Source organism: Flavobacterium frigoris PS1 (assembly GCF_000252125.1).
GTDB classification, from domain to species: Bacteria; Bacteroidota; Bacteroidia; order Flavobacteriales; family Flavobacteriaceae; genus Flavobacterium; species Flavobacterium frigoris_A.
Window position 1 is genome coordinate 127,009 of sequence record NZ_AHKF01000014.1, and the last position, 17,967, is coordinate 144,975.

Below are 17,967 nucleotides of genomic sequence, written 5' to 3' on the forward strand. Positions count from 1 at the left end.
TTTAATTCAAAAGTACATATTTTTATGGTTAGTAAAAACCAAATAAAACTTATATCGAGTTTACAACAAAAAAAGTATCGAATTGCCCATCAATTGTTTTTTGCCGAAGGCGTAAAAGTAATTCAAGAATTATTAGAATCTAATTTTGAACTCGAACATCTGTACACTACTCAAAACGATTTTGAAGATGTCTTATTTATAAAAAAGACTTTAGTGCATGAAACGGATTTAAAAAAAATTAGTGCGTTGGCAACACCAAACACTTGTTTGGCTGTTTTTAAAATGCCTGTTGAAAAGAAAATAAAGGAATCTGGTTTAATGGTGGCTCTAGACTCAATACGAGATCCAGGAAACCTAGGGACAATTTTGAGATTGTGTGACTGGTTTGGAGTTGAGCAGTTACTTTGCTCAAAGGAAACGGTAGATTTATATAATCCAAAAGTGGTACAGGCAACGATGGGTTCTATTGCGAGAGTAAATGTCAACTATGTGGATTTAAATGAGTTTATTTCAGAGACTCAATTGCCCGTTTTTGGTACTTTTATGGACGGCTTGAATATTTACAAAACCAGCTTACCGCGAGAAGGAATAATTATAATGGGAAATGAGGCGAACGGTATTTCAGAAGAACTTGAAAAAGTAATTGAAAATAGACTTTCAATACCTCGTTTTGGAGAAGTGCAAAAAACGGAGAGTTTAAATGTAGCAACAGCTACAGCAATTATCCTTAGCGAGTTTAGAAGAGGTTAGTTAGTGGGGTCCAGGACAGGAAACTAAAAAAAGGAATTAGCAATCACTAGTTCTTAGTGAAACGTAAAGTTAATCAATATCGCTCTTGACTTTAAGGATTCAATATTTCCGGTCCAAGGGCTATTGGGGTCTTTGTCGCGGATTAACTCATCAGAAATTCCAAAAACACCTCTTATTGAAGGGGAAAATATAAAATATTCCGAAAAAAGATCAATGCCAAAACCCAGCTCGTAGTTGGTAGTCCATGATTTTGCTCTAAATCTCTGTTCTGCATTGTCGTCTTTTGATTTTGAATTACTAGATAAATTCAGTGTCGTGGAAACACCACCCAATAAATAAGGTCGAATATTACCTGTTCGCATTGAGGAAAACTTCAATAATAACGGGAAGTGGATATAAGTACTATTTACCTCTCTTATTTTGTCTGAAGGAGTCGGGGTCTCTTCAAAATAAGAATCAGGATAGTTTAAATTTCTTTTTGAATAGTACAGGCCGGGTTCAAAACGTAGGTTAATGTATTCCTGAAGTTTTAAATCGGCCACGATTCCCACATTAAATCCAGTTGTTTTTGTAACTAAGATGTCAGGAGCTACCGTTCTATAATCTATTTTGAAATCAAAAGAGTTGAATCCTAGGTAATAGCCAAAATATACCCGAGACTTTTGGAAATTCTCTAAATTGATTATAGGGTCCTTCGCAAACATGCTTTTTTTAAACTGTGAATTGCCTTTGACGGATAAAATGAGTAAAACAATGACAACAATTTTTTTCATATAAGAAATACCTCTAGTAGTTATTTTTTTGATGCTGAATATATAGTGGCTACTCCAAAGGTTTGAGGCATCGCTATTACATCTATAAACCCAACTTTCTTTAAAATATTGTTTAAAGCTTCTCCATAAGGGAAGGCTGCTGCCGATTCAGACAGGTAGCCGTATGCTACATCGTCTTTTGAAAACAACTTTCCAATAATAGGTAGTATTTTTTTGCTGTAAAAATTATATCCTTGTTTATATGGTGTTTTATCTGGCACAGAAGTTTCTAAGATCACAAATACTCCATCAGGTTTTAAAACCCTTAGTATATCTGCCAATCCTTTTTCTAGGGTTTCAAAGTTTCTAACTCCAAAAGCAACGGTTATAGCATCGAAGGAATTATCAGCAAATGGCATGTTTTCTGAATCACCCAAAATCATTTCTATTGTATTAGAAAGGTTTTTATCAGCAATCTTTTTAACGCCCACTTCAAGCATTCCCGCAGAAATATCTAAGCCAATAATTTTTTCAGCATTTGTTTGTGCCATTAAAATAGCCAAATCACCAGTTCCTGTTGCGATATCCAAAATTGATTTTGGATTCGACTCAGCTACAATTTGTAATACCTTTTTACGCCACTTGATGTCTATTCCAAAAGAAATGACGCGATTCAAGTTGTCATAATTGCCAGATATGGTATCGAACATTTTTGCAACTTGTTCTTTTTTGCCTAGAGCTGAATTTTTATAGGGTGTTATGTTTTTTGACATTTTTTTTTATTTCCACAAATATAATACAATCTATTTTGAACTGTAAACTAGATTGTAGAAAAGGAAGAGAAAATTATTCGTAAATGCAAAATTTTTATTCAAGGTATATAAAAATAGGTAAGAAAGGTTATCGTGAAATTAATTGAAATATCACTAAATGTGGGTATTGTGGCATAGGATAATTATGACGAATTTTACAAAGTTAAATAGAATGATTTATTCAATGATTAAAAGGGAATTAATGAACCAAATCAAGTGGTTGCTTCTTGCGCTAATCATATCACTTGTTCTTGTTAGCTTTTTTGATGGTGCTGTATTAAAAAGCAGTAGTGCATATTTAGCGCAACATACGTTCTTAGGATTAAATTTGTTTTTGGAAATTTTAATTTTCTTTGTCTTTAGTACCTTCGTGGTATTTGGTATTAAAGGCTTTTTTGAGATGTACTCTCAAAAAACATCAAATGTTATCATCTTCATTTCTGGAGTATTTTTAGCATTTGTTGTTTTTGTATTATGTTATCAAATTCTCTTTCAAGAGTAGGTCATTTTCCCGATCATTGATGTAAAAAAACACCCCAACTTGTTGGGGTGTTTTTATTTTCTAGAATATGTTTGATATGTATAATCAAAAAGATGTTTCTCATCCTTTGATTGAAATTCAGATTTTGTGATTTCCCATTCCTCTAAGTTTATTTCCGGAAAAAAAGCATCAGCTTCAAAATTGTGATGTACAACTGTGAGTTCAATTTTATCTGAATATGAAATTCCTAATTTATATATTTCTCCACCACCAATAATGAAGCATGTTTCATCTTTGGGGCAAATTTCTAATGCTTTTTCCATACTATTTACAACAATACAACCCTCTGGATTGTAGTTTTCTTGACGGCTTATGACAATATGGGTTCTGTTAGGAAGTGGTTTGGGGAAGCTTTGAAATGTTTTTCTTCCCATAATGATATGATGTCCAGAAGTAAGGCTTTTAAATCGTTTGAAATCATTTGGTAAATGCCAAACTAATTCGTTGTTTTTTCCAAGTGCATTGTTTTCAGATGCAGCCGCAATTATTGTTATCATAATTGTTGTTCTTGTTTTAAAGTGTCTTCAGTAATATGTGTTTCTAACTCAGTTATTTTTTTTTTCTGTAAAGCGACAAGACGGTCTATTTGTTCTCTTTCCCAGTTTTTATTCATAAAACGATCCGTAATGTATACTTTGATAAAGTGTAAAAGAAAGAGGAATAACCAAGCTGTAATTAACCATATATACCAGTTTGATTCAGGACTAAAATTGAAAATATTTGTGGAAATAAACAAAAATAAACTCACTAAAAACAAAAGGACAAAATGGAAATAGAGCCCTTTCTTTTGTTTTATTCTTTTACGGGCATATTCGTAGAGTTCATGTTGCTCTCTTTCCATTAGATAAATTTTAGTTTATAAAGATAAAATTTAATTTGTTAAGTCACTATTTAGGATTGGTAATATTTATTGTTAAAACGTTTTCTTTTTTATTTAATAAAATTTAGCATGTGTTAATTTAACAATTTTGCTAAAATTTAACATAGTTTAGGTCATTGTCTTAAAACTTCATACTGTACATAAAAAGTTCGATGGAATTTGTTTTCTTTGTTACATAAATCTAAAAATGAAATAGTTATGTCGATAAAAAAACAGTTTATAAAAACAAAACCGGTTTGTAAAGTTACTTTTTCGGTGGAGGCTAAGGAAGCAAATGTAGCTTCGGTTATTGGTGATTTTAACAATTGGAACCCAGAGGAAGGAGCTTTAAATAAGTTGAAAAACGGAACTTTTAAAGGTGTTTTTAATATAAATAAAGATGCATCTTATGAATTTAAATATGTAATTGACGGTGCTTTTGTTAATGAAACAGAATCAGATTCTTTCCTATGGAATGAATTTGCAGGTAATGAAAATGGTGTTTTGACTGTATAGTTAAAACACCTTTTTTGTTTTAAACGGCAACGCTGCCTTTTATTCCTGGATGTGGTTCATATCCTTCAAGGGTGAAGTCGTCAAAATCAAATTCGAATATGTCTTTTATTGCAGGGTTCAATATCATTTTTGATAATGGTTTTGGCTCCCTTGCTAATTGCAGCTCGAGCTGTTCAAAATGATTATTGTAAATATGTGCGTCTCCAAAAGTGTGGATAAATTCTCCAGCTTCTAAATCACATACCTGAGCAATCATCATTGTCAACAGTGCGTATGACGCAATATTAAAAGGCACGCCTAAAAAGATGTCGGCACTTCTTTGATATAGCTGGCAGGATAGTTTGCCGTCTGCTACATAGAATTGAAAGAATGCATGGCAAGGTGGTAAAGCTGCTTTATTATTTGCAACGTTTTCGTCAAATGATTTTGTGGTGTCTGGTAATACTGATGGGTTCCAAGCGGAAACGATCATTCTGCGGCTATTGGGATTGCTTTTTAATTCTTTAATTAAATCTTTAATTTGATCGATTTCTTCACTGTTCCAGTTGCGCCATTGGTGTCCGTATACTGGGCCTAAGTCTCCATTTTTATCCGCCCAAGAGTCCCATATTTTTACTCCGTTTTCTTGAAGGTATTTAATATTAGTATCTCCTTTAAGGAACCAAAGCAGTTCATAAACAATAGATTTAAGGTGTAGTTTTTTTGTGGTGACCATCGGAAAACCTTCACTTAGATCAAAACGCATTTGGTGTCCAAAAATACTTTTTGTGCCAGTACCTGTTCGGTCTCCTTTTTGACAACCGTTTTCCATTACGTGTTGCACTAAATCTAAATATTGCTTCATTGAAAGGTTTATTTGGTAATTCGATAATGAGTTAATTTGGTTTCGAATGTACAAATAACCAAATTAAAGAGTAGACAATTTACTACGATTCTCTTTTTGAAATTTCGTCTCTTATTTGCGCTGCTTTCTCATAGTCTTCATGTGCTACAGCCTGTCCTAGTAAGTCATTTAATTCTTCTAAGCTATGTTTGATATACATTCGTCCGGATTGACTTCCCTCTTCCTCTTTCCCAAAAGTTTCTGGATTAGACAGAATGTCATCGATATCTTGTGAATCTTTGTCTTCTTCTTGAGAGTTCGCTTTGAGATAAATACCAGCTTTGTCTAAAATGTTTTTATAAGTAAAGATTGGTGCGTTGAAACGTAAAGCCAGTGCAATCGCATCTGAAGTTCTCGCATCGATAATTTCTTCTATTTTGTCTCTTTCGCAAATGATACTGGAATAAAATACACCATCGACAAGTTTGTGAATGATGACTTGCTTTACAACAATATCAAAACGCTCTGCAAAGTTTTTAAACAAATCGTGTGTCAAGGGACGTGGTGGCTTAATTTCTTTTTCTAAGGCAATAGCGATTGACTGCGCCTCAAAAGCACCTATAACAATGGGTAGCTTTCTTTCGCCGTCAACTTCATTCAAAATCAGTGCGTATGCCCCGTTTTGTGTTTGACTGTATGAAATTCCTTTTATGGATAGTTTAACTAAGCTCATATTTTGTGAAATGGAGAAGTACGATGTACTAAATGTTTTTAATGAAAATCAGGCCAATTCTATTGTTAAAAAAGAATGCCTAAAAGCAAAGGTACGAATATCTTGTTTTTAGGCATTAGTTTTTCAACAGATTTATTGATTTATGATTGCTGCTCTTTGAAAGTCTTGAATTTTTCAATTAATCTTGGCACAACATCAAAGGCGTCTCCCACAATTCCGTAGTCGGCTACTTTGAAAAAAGGAGCTTCAGGGTCACTATTGATGACTACTTTTACTTTTGATGAACTAATTCCAGCAATATGTTGTATCGCTCCAGAAATACCGATAGCAATATATAAATTAGTAGCAACTGGTTTTCCTGTTTGCCCCACATGTTCTCCGTGTGGTCTCCATCCTAAATCAGAAACTGGTTTAGAACAGGCTGTAGCTGCTCCAAGAACTGTCGCTAGTTCTTCAATCATACCCCAGTTTTCAGGTCCTTTTAATCCGCGACCTGCAGAAACTACGATATCAGCATCAGCTATGGATACTTTTCCAGATACTTTTTCTACTGATTCTACTTTTACTCCAAAATCACTTTCTCCAATTGATGGATCGAAATCTTCTTCGGTTAATGCAGATGCAGTTTCGACAAGTCCGTAAGAGTTTTTGGCAAGACCAAGTACTTTTACATCAGTTGATATTTCTGTTATATTAAAAGCTTTGTTTGAGAAAGCATTTCTTCTTACTTGAAATGGAGAAGTGCTAACAGGCAATCCTACCACATTTGAAGTAAAACCTGCTTCTAGAGCTACTGCTACTAATGAAGAAAGATAAATGCTGTCTGTAGTCGAAGAAAGTAAAACTAATTTAGCATTTTCTTTTTGTGCTGCTTGTTTGATGACATCAGCATATGCTTTAGCGGTAAAGCCTGCTAATTTGTCGTTGTTTACTTTTAATACTTTATCAACTCCGTATTTTGATAATTCAGAAACATCTCCAGCATTAACTGTTACTGCTGTTACAGTGGTTCCTAATGATTCGGCTACTTTTTTTGCATATGAAGCCAATTCGAAAGCTACTTTCTTGAATTTTCCTTCAGCAGATTCTGCATATATTAATATTGACATAATTTTTTTATTTTAGTCTTCAAGTTTTAAAGTCTAAAGTCATAAAGAGAAATTACTGTTAACTTCTTTCCCCGCGACTTTCGACATTTGACTTTACGACGGTTATATTACTTTAGCTTCGTTGTGTAAAAGATCGATTAACTCATCTAAATTATCTGGAGAAATTAATTTCACTGCAGATTTAGCTGCTGGTTTCTCAAATTTCACCGCTTTTGTATTTACAGGAGCTGCAACAGGCTCTACAATAGTTAAGGCTTTAGATCTTGCAGTCATAATTCCTCTCATGTTTGGGATACGCAGATCTTTTTCTTCGACTAAACCTTTTTGACCACCAATAATTAATGGTAAAGTAGTTGAAACGGTTTCTTTACCACCATCAATTTCACGAACCGCTTTTACAGCTGTTCCTTCCACCGTGATTGCAGTACAGGAATTTACGAAGTTGTTGCCTAAAATTGCAGCAATCATTCCGGGAACCATTCCGCCATTATAATCTAATGATTCTTTTCCTGCGATGACAAGATCATATCCACCGTTTTTAATTACTTCGGCAAGTTGTGTTGCTACAAAAAAACCATCAGTTGGATTTGCGTTTACGCGGATGGCTTCATTTGCGCCAATTGCTAATGCTTTTCTTAAGGTAGGTTCGGTTTCTGGTCCACCAACATTGGCTACAGTAACTGTTGCTCCTTGTTGTTCTTGGAACCAGATAGCTCGTGTCAAACCAAATTCATCATTTGGATTGATTACATATTGTACTCCGTTAGTATCAAATTCTGAGTCGCCATTAACGAAGTTTATCTTCGAAGTAGTATCAGGAACGTGGCTGATGCAAACTAATATTTTCATGGTTATATTTTTTATTTTACTTAATTTCTTTTACAAATTTAAAATAATAAATTGAATAATATACTATGCGTGCATAATAATTTTTAATAGCTATTACGATTTCGTAGCCCGGATAGCAGCGGCATCCTTCTTGTGGCTCCTTTAGTCACAGGAAGATATAGCGAATAGCCGGAAATGGCTTCTTATTATTTTAGGGAATTTTATGCATTTAAATGATATAAAATATTTATTTTTGCTTTTCGAAAATTACACTTACAATATCAAATATGAGAACGATACAATTTAGAGAGGCCATTTGTGAAGCGATGAGCGAAGAAATGCGCAATGATGAGTCTATATACTTAATGGGTGAAGAGGTTGCCGAATATAATGGCGCTTACAAGGCATCAAAAGGTATGCTTGCGGAATTTGGAGCGAAACGAGTGATTGATACTCCTATTGCCGAGCTTGGATTTACAGGGATTGCAGTAGGTTCAGCAATGAATGGTTGTAGACCAATTGTGGAATATATGACTTTCAATTTCTGTCTTGTTGGAATTGATCAAATTATAAATAACGCAGCGAAAATGCGTCAGATGACAGGAGGACAATTTAATGTGCCTATTGTTTTTCGTGGACCAACTGCTTCAGCGGGGCAATTGGGAGCAACACACTCTCAAGCATTAGAAAACTGGTTTGCTAACACTCCAGGTCTTAAGGTAGTTGTTCCTTCTACTGTTTATGATGCTAAAGGACTTTTGAAAGCGGCAATACGTGATAATGATCCTGTGATTTTCATGGAATCAGAACAAATGTATGGTGACAAAGGTGAAGTTCCAGATGGAGAATATGTAATTCCAATAGGTGTTGCTGATATTAAACGTCCAGGAACAGATGTAACTATCGTTTCTTTTGGAAAAATTATTAAAGAAGCTCATATTGCTGCAGAGGAATTAGCTAAGGAAGGAATTTCATGTGAGATTATAGATTTAAGAACCGTACGCCCTATGGATTACGAAACAATCTTAACTTCTGTTAAAAAAACAAATAGATTAGTAGTTCTTGAAGAGGCTTGGCCTTTTGCAAGTGTCGCTTCTGAGATTACCTATATCGTTCAAGAGCGTGCTTTTGACTTTCTTGATGCGCCAATACAAAGAATTACGACTGCTGATACACCAGCACCTTATTCTCCAGTATTGTTGAAAGAATGGTTGCCAAATGCTGATGATGTAATAAAAGCGGTTAAAAAAGTAATGTATAAATAATACATTGATTATATTGTAAAGGCTTCATCATGCGTTAGTATGATGAAGTTTTTTTTTAAAGTAAGTTATGAAAAAGATTATAGTATTCAGTTTCTTTTGTTTGTTCCTACAAGTGAGCGCTCTCTTTGCTCAAACTAAAGTGAGCGGGATAATTGTGGATAAAACAAACCTGCCTGTTCCATTTGCAAATATAGCCTTCAAAGGATCTAATGAAGGGACTGTTGCAAATGAAGACGGTCGTTTTTACCTGGAATCCTCTAAGGCCTATACTGCAGTAGTAGTTACTTCTGTAGGATTTTCTGACAGGGAAATTACTTTGGAGAAGGCAATTAATTATAATTTTAGGATTATGTTAAACGAAGCTGAAAACTTGAAGGAAGTCGTTATTTTTACTGGAAAGACGTCTAAAAAAGACAATCCAGCCCTTGATATTCTCAGGAAAATCTGGGAAAGAAAGCGCAAAAACGGCTTGAGTCAATTTGACCAATACGAGATGAAAAAGTACGAGAAAGTGGAGTTTGATATGAACACAATTGATAGTGCTTTTATGAAAAGTAAACTGTTCAAGGGAATGGAATTTATATTTGACCACGTAGACACATCCAGAGTTACCGGAAAAACCTATTTGCCAATATTTATAAACGAATCCTTGTCTGATGTTTATGGAAACAATAAGTTGAATAAGGTAAAGGAAAAGTTAACGGCGAATAAAAATTCCGGATTTAGTAATAATCAACAAATCATGTCTTTCGTGAAAGATTTGTATTCCGATTATGATATTTATAATAATCATATGGTCTTTTTTGATAAAAGCTTCACTAGTCCATTATCTAAAACTGGGATTGATGTGTATAATTATGTTCTAAAGGACAGTGCTTACATAGGTGATAAATGGTGTTATAACATTGTCTTTTATCCAAGAAGAAAAAATGAATTGACTTTTAAGGGGGATTTTTGGGTAAATGACAGCACATTTGCCATCAAGAAAATTAATATGGCAGTTACAAAAAGTGCTAATATTAACTGGGTAAAGGATATTTACATCGAACAAGAGTTTGATGTACAAAATGACTCCATCTTTTTGTTGACGAGGGATTATATGATGTCAGATTTTGCTTTAAATAAGAAGGAAGAATCCAAAGGGGTTTATGGTAAACGAACTACCCTTTATGATAATCACGTATTTAATAAGGAGAAACCTGCAGCCTTTTATAAAGAAGAAGTAAGCTATATAGATAATACAGTTTACAATAAATCAGATGAATATTGGCGAGAAAATCGTTTTGAACACTTGAATAAAGACGAATTGGGCGTGTATAAAATGCTTGATACCCTGCAAACCGTAAATAAATTTAAGCAAATATATAATTTGGTCCAAATTCTCGGTAGTGGTTATGTACAGATAGGTAATTTTGATTATGGTCCTATTTTCTCATCATTTGGGTATAATGAAGTAGAAGGTGTACGGCTAAGAGCTGGAGGAAGGACCTATTTTGGACCTAATGATACTTGGCGTTTACAGGGGTATACTGCTTATGGATTTAACGATGATAAATTCAAATATGGAATTTCTGGTAAATGGATGGTAGATAAGAAAAACAGAATTATTTTATCAGGAGGAAATAGACGTGATATAGAGCAAATAGGTGCTAGTTTGACCACGACAAATGATGTCTTAGGTAGGAGTTTTGCTTCATCATCCGTTTTTTCGTCTGGCAGTAATGGAAAACTTACGAATATCAACCTTACTAACGTTGGTGTCGAGATAGAGCCAATTAAGAATTTGACTTTTCAGTCTGGATTCTCTTTTAGGACTTTGGAGTCCGCTTCGGAGACTTTCAGTTTAGATTATTATACGGATGACGCGCATACGGCTACCAAAAGTGACGTGAAGCAATCTGAAGTTAATTTCCAGGTCGAGTATACGCCCAACAGAAAGACAATTGGATATGCTGTAGAAAGAGATAATGTCGACAGTCCGTTCAGTCGTTTTTACCTCAATTACAGTCATGGTTTTAAAGGACTTTTAGACAGTGATTTCAAATATGAAAAAATACAATTGTACTACAAACAGCCTATAATGATTGGGCCATTAGGACGCACTAACATAATTATGGAAGTGGGGAAAACTTTTGGAACAATTCCTTTGGGCTTGATGAGTGTTATTCCAGGAAACCAAACGTATTTCACGATTGAGAATACATTTAGTAACCTTAATTTTTATGAATTTGTGACCGATCAATATGCGACTTTGGAATGGAACCACAACTTCAGCGGAAGACTTTTTGCAAGGATTCCTTTTATGAGAAAACTTAATTGGAGAGAAATTATTGGAGTAAAAGGGGTTTACGGAACTATTTCAGATGAAAACCGTGCAATCAATGCTTCAGGATTGGTTTACAGTGCTCCTGAAAAAGGGTATTGGGAATATAGCGCTGGAATTGGGAATATCTTCAAGGTATTCCGCATCGATTTTACTTGGAGAGGGAATTATTTAAATACACCAGACGCACAGCGTTTTTCAGTTAAAGGATCGTTTGGGTTTTATTTCTAGGAGCTATATCCAGCTTTACACTGTATTTTTTATGTCGAACCCCGGCATAAAAGATATAGTAAACAGCGACCATCCGGCAGACTGGTCTGACTAAGGAATCCATTTTAAGCAAAATACAGGGTCCTAAAAATCCCCAAAAAACGCTATAGATTCCGTCGAGCCAACTTGGCGTAAGCCAACAAAAAATTTCTTATCGCAAAGCATGGTTGTAGCGATATTGATTGATAGTCTTTCAGCCAGAACAACTCTACAAGGCTTATGAGAACGCATAAAACAAAGGGTATAGGGAAATGTAAAATAGTTGTTTGTTTTTTTTGCTTCAAGAGCCAGTTTTTTTCTTCTTAGCTGATATTGCAGCGGTTAATGCTATGTAAGAATTGCTTCAGACTGACAGTAAAGAAGATATGGAAATTCATGCTTTACGATAGTGTTCTTATCGCTAAGTAGCTATATTTCTGTTATGGCATTATTATATTGAGAAAAGAGGAAAGACGATTTTGTATTAATAAATAGTAAACCTGATTTTTTCTTCTGTTTTAAGGTGAATTATACTTGTAAAAATTAGGTTTTTAGACTACTTTTGCAATCGAAAAATAGAATTTAAGACATAAATAAATGACTGCAGACAAATTAACTACCTTCGATGTATTAATCGAAATCCCAAGAGGAAGTAGAAACAAATACGAGTACGATTTTGAAATTAAAAGAATGCGTTTTGATAGAATGTTATTTTCTTCAATGATGTATCCAGCTGATTATGGATTTATTCCTGAAACATTAGCGCTTGATGGAGATCCATTAGATGTATTAGTTTTAGTAAACGAACCAACTTTTCCTGGATGTGTAATGGAAGTTAAGCCTATCGGTGTTTTCCATATGGCAGATGATAAAGGGCCAGATGAAAAAGTGATTTGTGTACCAGTTTCAGATCCAATTTGGAATTCATTAAATGACCTGTCTGACATGAATCCACATTTACTTAAAGAAATCGAACATTTCTTTCAAGTGTATAAAGATCTTGAAAACAAGACAGTTGATGTAGGTGGATGGGGTGATGTAGGCGAAGCTTATGATATCATAAAAAAATGCACAGAACGTTTTAACGCGATAGAAAACAAACCAGAAGGATTATTTAGTATTAAATAATTTTTCTTCACATATTTTGTAAAAAAAGCAATATTCTACCAAGAGTATTGCTTTTTTGTTTAAATTCGTTTCGTTACTGTTTAAATATTAACTAATTAACCAAATACAAAAAACCAAATCTATGAATACAATTATGATTTATTTGCCAATTATAATGGCGATTATAGGACTTATATTTATGTCGGTTAAGAGAACTTGGGTATTGAAGCAAGACCCTGGGGACGGTAAAATGAAAGAGATTTCAGATTATATCTATGAAGGGGCGCTTGCGTTTTTAAAAGCAGAATATAGGTTATTGACTTTTTTCGTAATTGCCGCCAGTTTAGTCTTAGCTGCAATTACTTTTATACCGGGGACTTCAACCCACCTATTCATCGTAATAGCTTTTGTGGTTGGTGCCTTTTTTTCGGCTTTGGCGGGGAATATGGGAATGAGAATTGCTACAAAAACAAATGTTAGAACAACACAAGCCGCTCGTACTAGTTTACCACAAGCACTCAATGTTTCTTTTGGTGGTGGAACTGTTATGGGACTTGGCGTGGCTGGTTTGGCTGTGTTAGGTCTTACCTCTTTCTTTATTTTCTTTTACCATTTTTTCATGAATGGCGTTTGGACTACTAATGAGGATATGACCATAGTTCTTGAAACATTGACGGGTTTCTCTCTTGGAGCAGAATCTATTGCTTTGTTTGCTAGAGTTGGTGGTGGAATTTATACAAAAGCGGCTGATGTGGGCGCTGATTTAGTGGGAAAAGTGGAAGCGGGCATTCCAGAAGATGACCCGCGTAATCCTGCTACAATCGCAGATAATGTAGGAGATAATGTAGGAGACGTTGCGGGAATGGGTGCCGATTTATTCGGTTCTTATGTGGCAACGGTTTTGGCAGCCATGGTTCTAGGGAACTATGTAATCAAAGATATGGGCGGAAGAATTGAAGACGCTTTTGGCGGAATAGGACCTATATTATTACCAATGGCAATTGCTGGTTTTGGAATTTTATTCTCCATCATCGGAACCTTATTGGTTAAAATTACAGATCCTAATGCAAAGGAACAACAAGTACAGAAGGCATTAAATATTGGAAACTGGGTTTCAATTGTCTTAACTGCAATTGCATGTTTCTTTTTGGTTCAATATATGTTGCCTGCAACTATGAAAATGGAATTCTTTGGAGAAGGAATGCAAGACATTTCATCGATGAGAGTTTTCTATGCAACAATCGTTGGATTAGTAGTGGGAGCTGTTATTTCATCAGTAACGGAATACTATACTGGTTTGGGAACAAAGCCTGTTATGGCAATCGTTCAAAAATCTAGTACAGGAGCGGGAACAAACGTAATTGCAGGTTTAGCAACAGGAATGATTTCTACTTTTCCAACTGTTTTATTATTTGCTGCAGCAATTTGGACTTCATATGCCCTTGCAGGATTTTACGGAGTAGCTTTGGCTGCATCCGCTATGATGGCTACTACAGCGATGCAATTGGCTATTGATGCTTTCGGACCTATTGCTGATAATGCTGGTGGAATTGCCGAAATGAGTGAACTGCCAAAAGAAGTACGTACAAGAACTGATATTTTAGATGCTGTAGGTAACACAACTGCCGCAACTGGAAAAGGTTTTGCAATTGCTTCGGCGGCATTAACTTCATTGGCCTTATTTGCAGCTTATGTAACTTTTACAGGAATTGACGGAATTAATATATTCAAAGCGCCAGTTTTAGCTATGCTTTTTGTGGGTGGAATGATACCTGTAGTTTTCTCTGCTTTGGCGATGAATTCTGTTGGAAAAGCAGCTATGGACATGGTGTATGAGGTGCGTCGTCAGTTCAAGGAAATTCCAGGAATTATGGAAGGAACTGGAAAACCTGAATATGCAAAATGTGTAGATATTTCTACTAAAGCCGCTTTACGCGAAATGATGTTGCCAGGAGTTTTGACCATTGGGTTCCCAATAGCAATCGTATTGCTGGGTAAATTAGTATACGGGGACAACAATCAATTAATCGCAGAGATGTTAGGAGGCTATATGGCTGGAGTTACTGTTTCTGGTGTACTTTGGGCTGTTTTCCAAAACAATGCGGGTGGTGCTTGGGATAACGCTAAGAAATCATTTGAGGCGGGAGTTTTAATCAATGGAGAAATGACGTATAAAGGTTCTGAAGCTCACAAAGCAGCCGTAACTGGAGATACTGTTGGAGATCCTTTCAAAGATACTTCTGGACCATCAATGAATATTTTAATAAAACTGACTTGTTTGATAGGATTAGTTATGGCGCCTATTTTAGGAAGTGGTAGTCATACTATTTCCCAAAATCAAGCGACTTGTTGTACGACAACTGGAGCATGTAGTTCCATGTCAAAAGAGGAATGCATAGCAAAAGGATGTACTAATATCGCTTGTGAACACATGATGTATGGAGATAAGATGATGCATGAAGTTTCTAAGGAAGTAACGATTGAAAAGTCTACTGAGAACGGTGTAGTAAAAGCTACTATCACAACAAAGGTAAACGGTAAAGTAGAGATTCAAGTCTTTGAAGGAACTGACGCTGAGGTTCAAGCAAAAATTGATGCCTTAAAGTAATTAGTGTAAAAGTATAAATAAAAAAAGCCTCGCAATTGCGAGGCTTTTTTTATTGTTTTATAAAATGATTTTAATCTTGTTTTTGATGTCCTCTGCTTCGAATAGGTCCGTAGGAAGAGAGCTAAAATAATCCATTTATTTCCGCATCTATTCTAGTGATAATATTCCCTAAATCTTCGGGTTTATCAACGAAGTTGATATTGTCTACGTCTATGATAAGTATTTTTCCTCTGTCGTAAGTATGTACCCAGGCTTCATAACGTTCGTTCAGACGACTTAGATAATCGATAGAAATTGTAGATTCATACTCGCGACCGCGTTTGTGAATTTGTCCAACTAAATTGGGAATAGAGCTCCTTAAATAGATTAATAAATCAGGGGCTTTAACTGTTGATTCCATTAATTCAAAAAGACTGGAATAGTTCTGAAAATCACGATTGGTCATCAATCCCATAGAATAAAGATTGGGAGCAAATATATGTGCATCTTCGTAAATGGTTCTGTCTTGGATAATTTTCTTACCGCTTTCGCGAATTTGTATCACCTGACGAAAACGACTGTTCAAGAAATAAATCTGTAAGTTAAAGGACCAACGTTCCATCTGATGATAAAAATCATCTAAATAAGGGTTGTCAACGACATCTTCAAAATGAGGTTCCCACTTAAAGTGTTTTGCCAATAAACGCGTTAGAGTTGTTTTTCCTGATCCGATGTTTCCTGCTACTGCTATGTGCATTACGGTGTTGTGATTTTATAATTTATAATTCCCTTCGATGTAAAAATAGATAAAATTTGGTCTTTGTAATAGAATTTTTGAAACGTTTTTTCTGAAATTTCAATTTTATACTTTTCATTTTTTGTAAGATCTTCAAAAATCAAAATACTGTTTTTGGAGAAGATATACTGCTGATCATTAATGATCTCGATAAAATCAAAGTTGGGGATCTTTCCTTTAGTTGCAATTTTTCCAAAAATATCGCAGGAGAACAAATTGTTATTGTCATCAATCCAATTGAAAGTATTGAAATCTGATTGGTATTGTTTTATGCTTTCAGGGAAAGAGGTCGATATGGCTCTGTAATTGTTTTTCAAATAATCAAAAAGTCCAATTTGCTGATTCAAACTATCGTAAACCCACAGTTGATTTTGAGAAGCTATCCCGGTTGCTGCCACAATTATGGGAGTCGTGTTTTCTGTGAAATTTATTTTCTGTACTTCATTTAGTTGATTGTCAAGTAGGACAACTGAATTAAAACTTTCGTAAAAGACGACAATTTTTAACGGATTCTGTAAGTCGATCTTGGTTATTTTTCCTAAAGTGGGGTTTTTATATTCAAAAGTTTCATCTTCTTTTATCTTATATAAAACGTTATTGGTTATTGAATAATAGAAGCCAAATTGATCGAAGCCTAAAAAGAAATCAGCCTCACAATTAATATCATTGATTTTTGTAGTAGTTAGGCTGTCACTTTGCCCAAATGCAATTGAAAACGAGATTAATAATAGATATGTTAATATGTTTTTCATAGAGGGCTAATTTACGCTTAAACCTTTTGTAATTACTAATGTCATTACTAAATTATTTAATTAAGTGATGTGACAATAAAACAAATTTGCTGTCCAATTGATTATCTGAAAATTAAAACAAAATTATTATGAATAAAATCATTTTTACCTTAGTATTTGCTGCTGTTTCCTATTTGGGTGTTCATGCTCAGGAATTTCAAGGAATGGCTGTATACGAGTCTAAAACCAGTACTGCCGATTTCAAAACCAGAATGGACGGGAATAAAGACATGACTCCAGATATGAAAAAAATGATGAAGGACAGAATGAAGTCCATGTTCTAAAAAACATTGATACTCAATTTTGATAAATCGGCCTCTATTTATAAAGAGGAAGAAAAGTTAGAATCACCTGGGCAGGGTGGAGGAGGAATGAGAATGATGAGCTCTATGATGGGTGGTGGCGGAACTTATTACAAAAACATAAAAGAGAAAGCATATACGGTTGACAAGGAATTTATGGGAAAGGAATTTTTAGTAAAAGATGCGTTACCAAATTTAAAATTTAAAATGGAAGGAGGAACCCACGTAATTGGTAGGTATAACTGTTTTAAAGCAACAGTAGCTCTTGCCGTAAGCAAGTCTGATTTTAGAAACTTTAGACCTAAAAGAGAAGAAAAGGAAGCGGTGAAAACAGAGGACAAGGAAAAGAAAACTAATTTCTTGAGTGATCTTGAGATGCTAAAAGAATCGATAGTTACACCCAAAGTTACACCGTGAAAGCATCCACGAATTATAAGAATATGCCTAATATAGAGCTTGGATATAATATGGTTGCTAATAAATATAGCAGTTCCACTTTTACAACTGAGAAGCCATTTGCTAAACTGGATTACTACTTCTTCAAGAGTTTTTCCTTTGTGACCGAATATGAATTTTATCATTATTACAATAAAGCGAAAACAGTTGAAAACGAATATGATTTTTTGAGCTCGAGTTTGATTTATCAAAAGAAAGACAGTAAGTGGGAGTATAAAGTTGCGGCAACTAATATTCTAAATACGCAGACTTTAAACGATGATAATTTCTCTCAGTTTGCAACAAGAACCTCACAATATGCAGTCCAGCCCCGATATGTTATTTTTAGTTTGAAATATAATTTGTAGCTATTTCCCGCTGTACACTGT

General features: G+C 34.8%; 20 protein-coding genes. 10 read left to right on the forward strand and 10 right to left on the reverse strand.

Translation table 11 applies throughout. The annotated features are described in order from the left end of the window. Window positions 1-24: 24 nt before the first annotated feature. Window positions 25-750 (forward strand): TrmH family RNA methyltransferase, encoded by a 726-nt coding sequence (locus HJ01_RS05135; protein ID WP_007137254.1) that lies wholly within the window; start codon window positions 25-27, stop codon window positions 748-750. A gap of 53 nt (window positions 751-803) precedes the next feature. On the opposite strand, the gene HJ01_RS05140 is transcribed toward HJ01_RS05135, so the two are convergent. Both HJ01_RS05140 and ubiE read right to left on the reverse strand, forming a co-directional pair. Further along, complete coding sequence (locus HJ01_RS05140) at window positions 804-1,523, reverse strand: porin family protein (protein ID WP_040473707.1); 720 nt, start codon at window positions 1,521-1,523, stop codon at window positions 804-806. Between the two features lie 20 nt (window positions 1,524-1,543). Beyond that, window positions 1,544-2,275 (reverse strand): bifunctional demethylmenaquinone methyltransferase/2-methoxy-6-polyprenyl-1,4-benzoquinol methylase UbiE, encoded by a 732-nt coding sequence (gene ubiE, locus HJ01_RS05145; protein ID WP_007137256.1) that lies wholly within the window; start codon window positions 2,273-2,275, stop codon window positions 1,544-1,546. A 241-nt stretch (window positions 2,276-2,516) separates the two neighbouring features. Here ubiE and HJ01_RS05150 point away from each other — a divergent pair, with 241 nt between their 5' ends. After that, a complete protein-coding gene (locus HJ01_RS05150) occupies window positions 2,517-2,816 on the forward strand; it encodes a hypothetical protein (RefSeq protein WP_007137257.1) in 300 nt (99 codons plus the stop codon). A gap of 53 nt (window positions 2,817-2,869) precedes the next feature. Here the strand turns inward: HJ01_RS05150 and HJ01_RS05155 are convergent, their stop codons facing one another. Beyond that, window positions 2,870-3,352, reverse strand: coding sequence for a dihydrofolate reductase (locus HJ01_RS05155; RefSeq protein ID WP_007137258.1), 483 nt, complete (start codon window positions 3,350-3,352; stop codon window positions 2,870-2,872). Next, a complete protein-coding gene (locus tag HJ01_RS05160) occupies window positions 3,349-3,696 on the reverse strand; it encodes a 2TM domain-containing protein (RefSeq protein WP_007137259.1) in 348 nt (115 codons plus the stop codon). Before HJ01_RS05160 ends, HJ01_RS05155 begins: the two co-directional genes overlap by 4 nt. A gap of 237 nt (window positions 3,697-3,933) precedes the next feature. Between HJ01_RS05160 and HJ01_RS05165 the strand changes: the two genes are divergently transcribed. Then, entirely contained in the window at window positions 3,934-4,230 is a 297-nt protein-coding gene (locus HJ01_RS05165) for an isoamylase early set domain-containing protein (protein WP_007137260.1), read from the forward strand. 19 nt (window positions 4,231-4,249) lie between these two features. Here HJ01_RS05165 and HJ01_RS05170 read toward each other — a convergent pair whose 3' ends face one another. The 4 genes from HJ01_RS05170 to HJ01_RS05185 all read right to left on the reverse strand — a co-directional run bounded on the left by HJ01_RS05170 (window position 4,250) and on the right by HJ01_RS05185 (window position 7,744). Next, on the reverse strand, window positions 4,250-5,074 hold the full coding sequence (locus tag HJ01_RS05170; protein ID WP_007137261.1) for a thymidylate synthase: 825 nt from the start codon (window positions 5,072-5,074) through the stop codon (window positions 4,250-4,252). 82 nt (window positions 5,075-5,156) lie between these two features. Then, on the reverse strand, window positions 5,157-5,786 hold the full coding sequence (locus HJ01_RS05175; RefSeq protein ID WP_007137262.1) for a bifunctional nuclease family protein: 630 nt from the start codon (window positions 5,784-5,786) through the stop codon (window positions 5,157-5,159). Between the two features lie 140 nt (window positions 5,787-5,926). Further along, window positions 5,927-6,895: an electron transfer flavoprotein subunit alpha/FixB family protein gene (locus tag HJ01_RS05180; RefSeq protein WP_007137263.1), complete on the reverse strand. Its 969-nt coding sequence runs from the start codon at window positions 6,893-6,895 to the stop codon at window positions 5,927-5,929. 102 nt (window positions 6,896-6,997) lie between these two features. Then, the gene (locus tag HJ01_RS05185) at window positions 6,998-7,744 is read right to left on the reverse strand and encodes an electron transfer flavoprotein subunit beta/FixA family protein (protein WP_007137264.1); all 747 of its coding nucleotides are present in this window, start codon (window positions 7,742-7,744) and stop codon (window positions 6,998-7,000) included. A 266-nt stretch (window positions 7,745-8,010) separates the two neighbouring features. Between HJ01_RS05185 and HJ01_RS05190 the strand changes: the two genes are divergently transcribed. From HJ01_RS05190 to HJ01_RS05205, 4 genes are all read left to right on the forward strand, one after another. Continuing rightward, window positions 8,011-8,988 carry a pyruvate dehydrogenase complex E1 component subunit beta gene (locus tag HJ01_RS05190; protein WP_007137265.1) on the forward strand — a complete coding sequence of 326 codons (978 nt, stop codon included), beginning with the start codon at window positions 8,011-8,013 and terminating at the stop codon, window positions 8,986-8,988. 67 nt (window positions 8,989-9,055) lie between these two features. Continuing rightward, on the forward strand, window positions 9,056-11,542 hold the full coding sequence (locus HJ01_RS05195; protein WP_007137266.1) for a DUF5686 and carboxypeptidase-like regulatory domain-containing protein: 2,487 nt from the start codon (window positions 9,056-9,058) through the stop codon (window positions 11,540-11,542). Between the two features lie 615 nt (window positions 11,543-12,157). Continuing rightward, window positions 12,158-12,688 (forward strand): inorganic diphosphatase, encoded by a 531-nt coding sequence (locus HJ01_RS05200; RefSeq protein ID WP_007137268.1) that lies wholly within the window; start codon window positions 12,158-12,160, stop codon window positions 12,686-12,688. 121 nt (window positions 12,689-12,809) lie between these two features. After that, window positions 12,810-15,275, forward strand: coding sequence for a sodium-translocating pyrophosphatase (locus tag HJ01_RS05205; RefSeq protein ID WP_007137269.1), 2,466 nt, complete (start codon window positions 12,810-12,812; stop codon window positions 15,273-15,275). 121 nt (window positions 15,276-15,396) lie between these two features. On the opposite strand, the gene HJ01_RS05210 is transcribed toward HJ01_RS05205, so the two are convergent. Further along, window positions 15,397-16,011: a deoxynucleoside kinase gene (locus HJ01_RS05210; RefSeq protein WP_007137270.1), complete on the reverse strand. Its 615-nt coding sequence runs from the start codon at window positions 16,009-16,011 to the stop codon at window positions 15,397-15,399. Further along, window positions 16,011-16,802, reverse strand: a complete 792-nt coding sequence (locus HJ01_RS05215; protein ID WP_007137271.1) for a hypothetical protein — start codon at window positions 16,800-16,802, stop codon at window positions 16,011-16,013. The genes HJ01_RS05210 and HJ01_RS05215 overlap by 1 nt, the downstream gene beginning before the upstream one ends. Window positions 16,803-16,930: 128 nt before the next feature. Between HJ01_RS05215 and HJ01_RS18015 the strand changes: the two genes are divergently transcribed. Genes HJ01_RS18015 through HJ01_RS05225 form a run of 3 tightly spaced genes read left to right on the forward strand, consistent with a single transcriptional unit; the run spans window position 16,931 to window position 17,946 of the window. Further along, window positions 16,931-17,125: a hypothetical protein gene (locus HJ01_RS18015; RefSeq protein ID WP_007137272.1), complete on the forward strand. Its 195-nt coding sequence runs from the start codon at window positions 16,931-16,933 to the stop codon at window positions 17,123-17,125. 6 nt (window positions 17,126-17,131) lie between these two features. Next, window positions 17,132-17,560 carry a GLPGLI family protein gene (locus tag HJ01_RS18020; protein WP_007137273.1) on the forward strand — a complete coding sequence of 143 codons (429 nt, stop codon included), beginning with the start codon at window positions 17,132-17,134 and terminating at the stop codon, window positions 17,558-17,560. After that, entirely contained in the window at window positions 17,557-17,946 is a 390-nt protein-coding gene (locus HJ01_RS05225; protein ID WP_238531068.1) for a hypothetical protein, read from the forward strand. The genes HJ01_RS18020 and HJ01_RS05225 overlap by 4 nt, the downstream gene beginning before the upstream one ends. The last annotated feature ends 21 nt before the right edge of the window (window positions 17,947-17,967 follow it).

What these genes read in the sequence shown, in the direction of transcription:
- HJ01_RS05135 (WP_007137254.1), top strand. Translation starts at nt 25, where the DNA reads ATGGTTAGTAAAAACCAAATAAAACTTATATCGAGTTTACAACAAAAA.
- HJ01_RS05140 (WP_040473707.1), bottom strand. Translation starts at nt 1,523, where the DNA reads ATGAAAAAAATTGTTGTCATTGTTTTACTCATTTTATCCGTCAAAGGC.
- ubiE (WP_007137256.1), bottom strand. Translation starts at nt 2,275, where the DNA reads ATGTCAAAAAACATAACACCCTATAAAAATTCAGCTCTAGGCAAAAAA.
- HJ01_RS05150 (WP_007137257.1), top strand. Translation starts at nt 2,517, where the DNA reads ATGAACCAAATCAAGTGGTTGCTTCTTGCGCTAATCATATCACTTGTT.
- HJ01_RS05155 (WP_007137258.1), bottom strand. Translation starts at nt 3,352, where the DNA reads ATGATAACAATAATTGCGGCTGCATCTGAAAACAATGCACTTGGAAAA.
- HJ01_RS05160 (WP_007137259.1), bottom strand. Translation starts at nt 3,696, where the DNA reads ATGGAAAGAGAGCAACATGAACTCTACGAATATGCCCGTAAAAGAATA.
- HJ01_RS05165 (WP_007137260.1), top strand. Translation starts at nt 3,934, where the DNA reads ATGTCGATAAAAAAACAGTTTATAAAAACAAAACCGGTTTGTAAAGTT.
- HJ01_RS05170 (WP_007137261.1), bottom strand. Translation starts at nt 5,074, where the DNA reads ATGAAGCAATATTTAGATTTAGTGCAACACGTAATGGAAAACGGTTGT.
- HJ01_RS05175 (WP_007137262.1), bottom strand. Translation starts at nt 5,786, where the DNA reads ATGAGCTTAGTTAAACTATCCATAAAAGGAATTTCATACAGTCAAACA.
- HJ01_RS05180 (WP_007137263.1), bottom strand. Translation starts at nt 6,895, where the DNA reads ATGTCAATATTAATATATGCAGAATCTGCTGAAGGAAAATTCAAGAAA.
- HJ01_RS05185 (WP_007137264.1), bottom strand. Translation starts at nt 7,744, where the DNA reads ATGAAAATATTAGTTTGCATCAGCCACGTTCCTGATACTACTTCGAAG.
- HJ01_RS05190 (WP_007137265.1), top strand. Translation starts at nt 8,011, where the DNA reads ATGAGAACGATACAATTTAGAGAGGCCATTTGTGAAGCGATGAGCGAA.
- HJ01_RS05195 (WP_007137266.1), top strand. Translation starts at nt 9,056, where the DNA reads ATGAAAAAGATTATAGTATTCAGTTTCTTTTGTTTGTTCCTACAAGTG.
- HJ01_RS05200 (WP_007137268.1), top strand. Translation starts at nt 12,158, where the DNA reads ATGACTGCAGACAAATTAACTACCTTCGATGTATTAATCGAAATCCCA.
- HJ01_RS05205 (WP_007137269.1), top strand. Translation starts at nt 12,810, where the DNA reads ATGAATACAATTATGATTTATTTGCCAATTATAATGGCGATTATAGGA.
- HJ01_RS05210 (WP_007137270.1), bottom strand. Translation starts at nt 16,011, where the DNA reads ATGCACATAGCAGTAGCAGGAAACATCGGATCAGGAAAAACAACTCTA.
- HJ01_RS05215 (WP_007137271.1), bottom strand. Translation starts at nt 16,802, where the DNA reads ATGAAAAACATATTAACATATCTATTATTAATCTCGTTTTCAATTGCA.
- HJ01_RS18015 (WP_007137272.1), top strand. Translation starts at nt 16,931, where the DNA reads ATGAATAAAATCATTTTTACCTTAGTATTTGCTGCTGTTTCCTATTTG.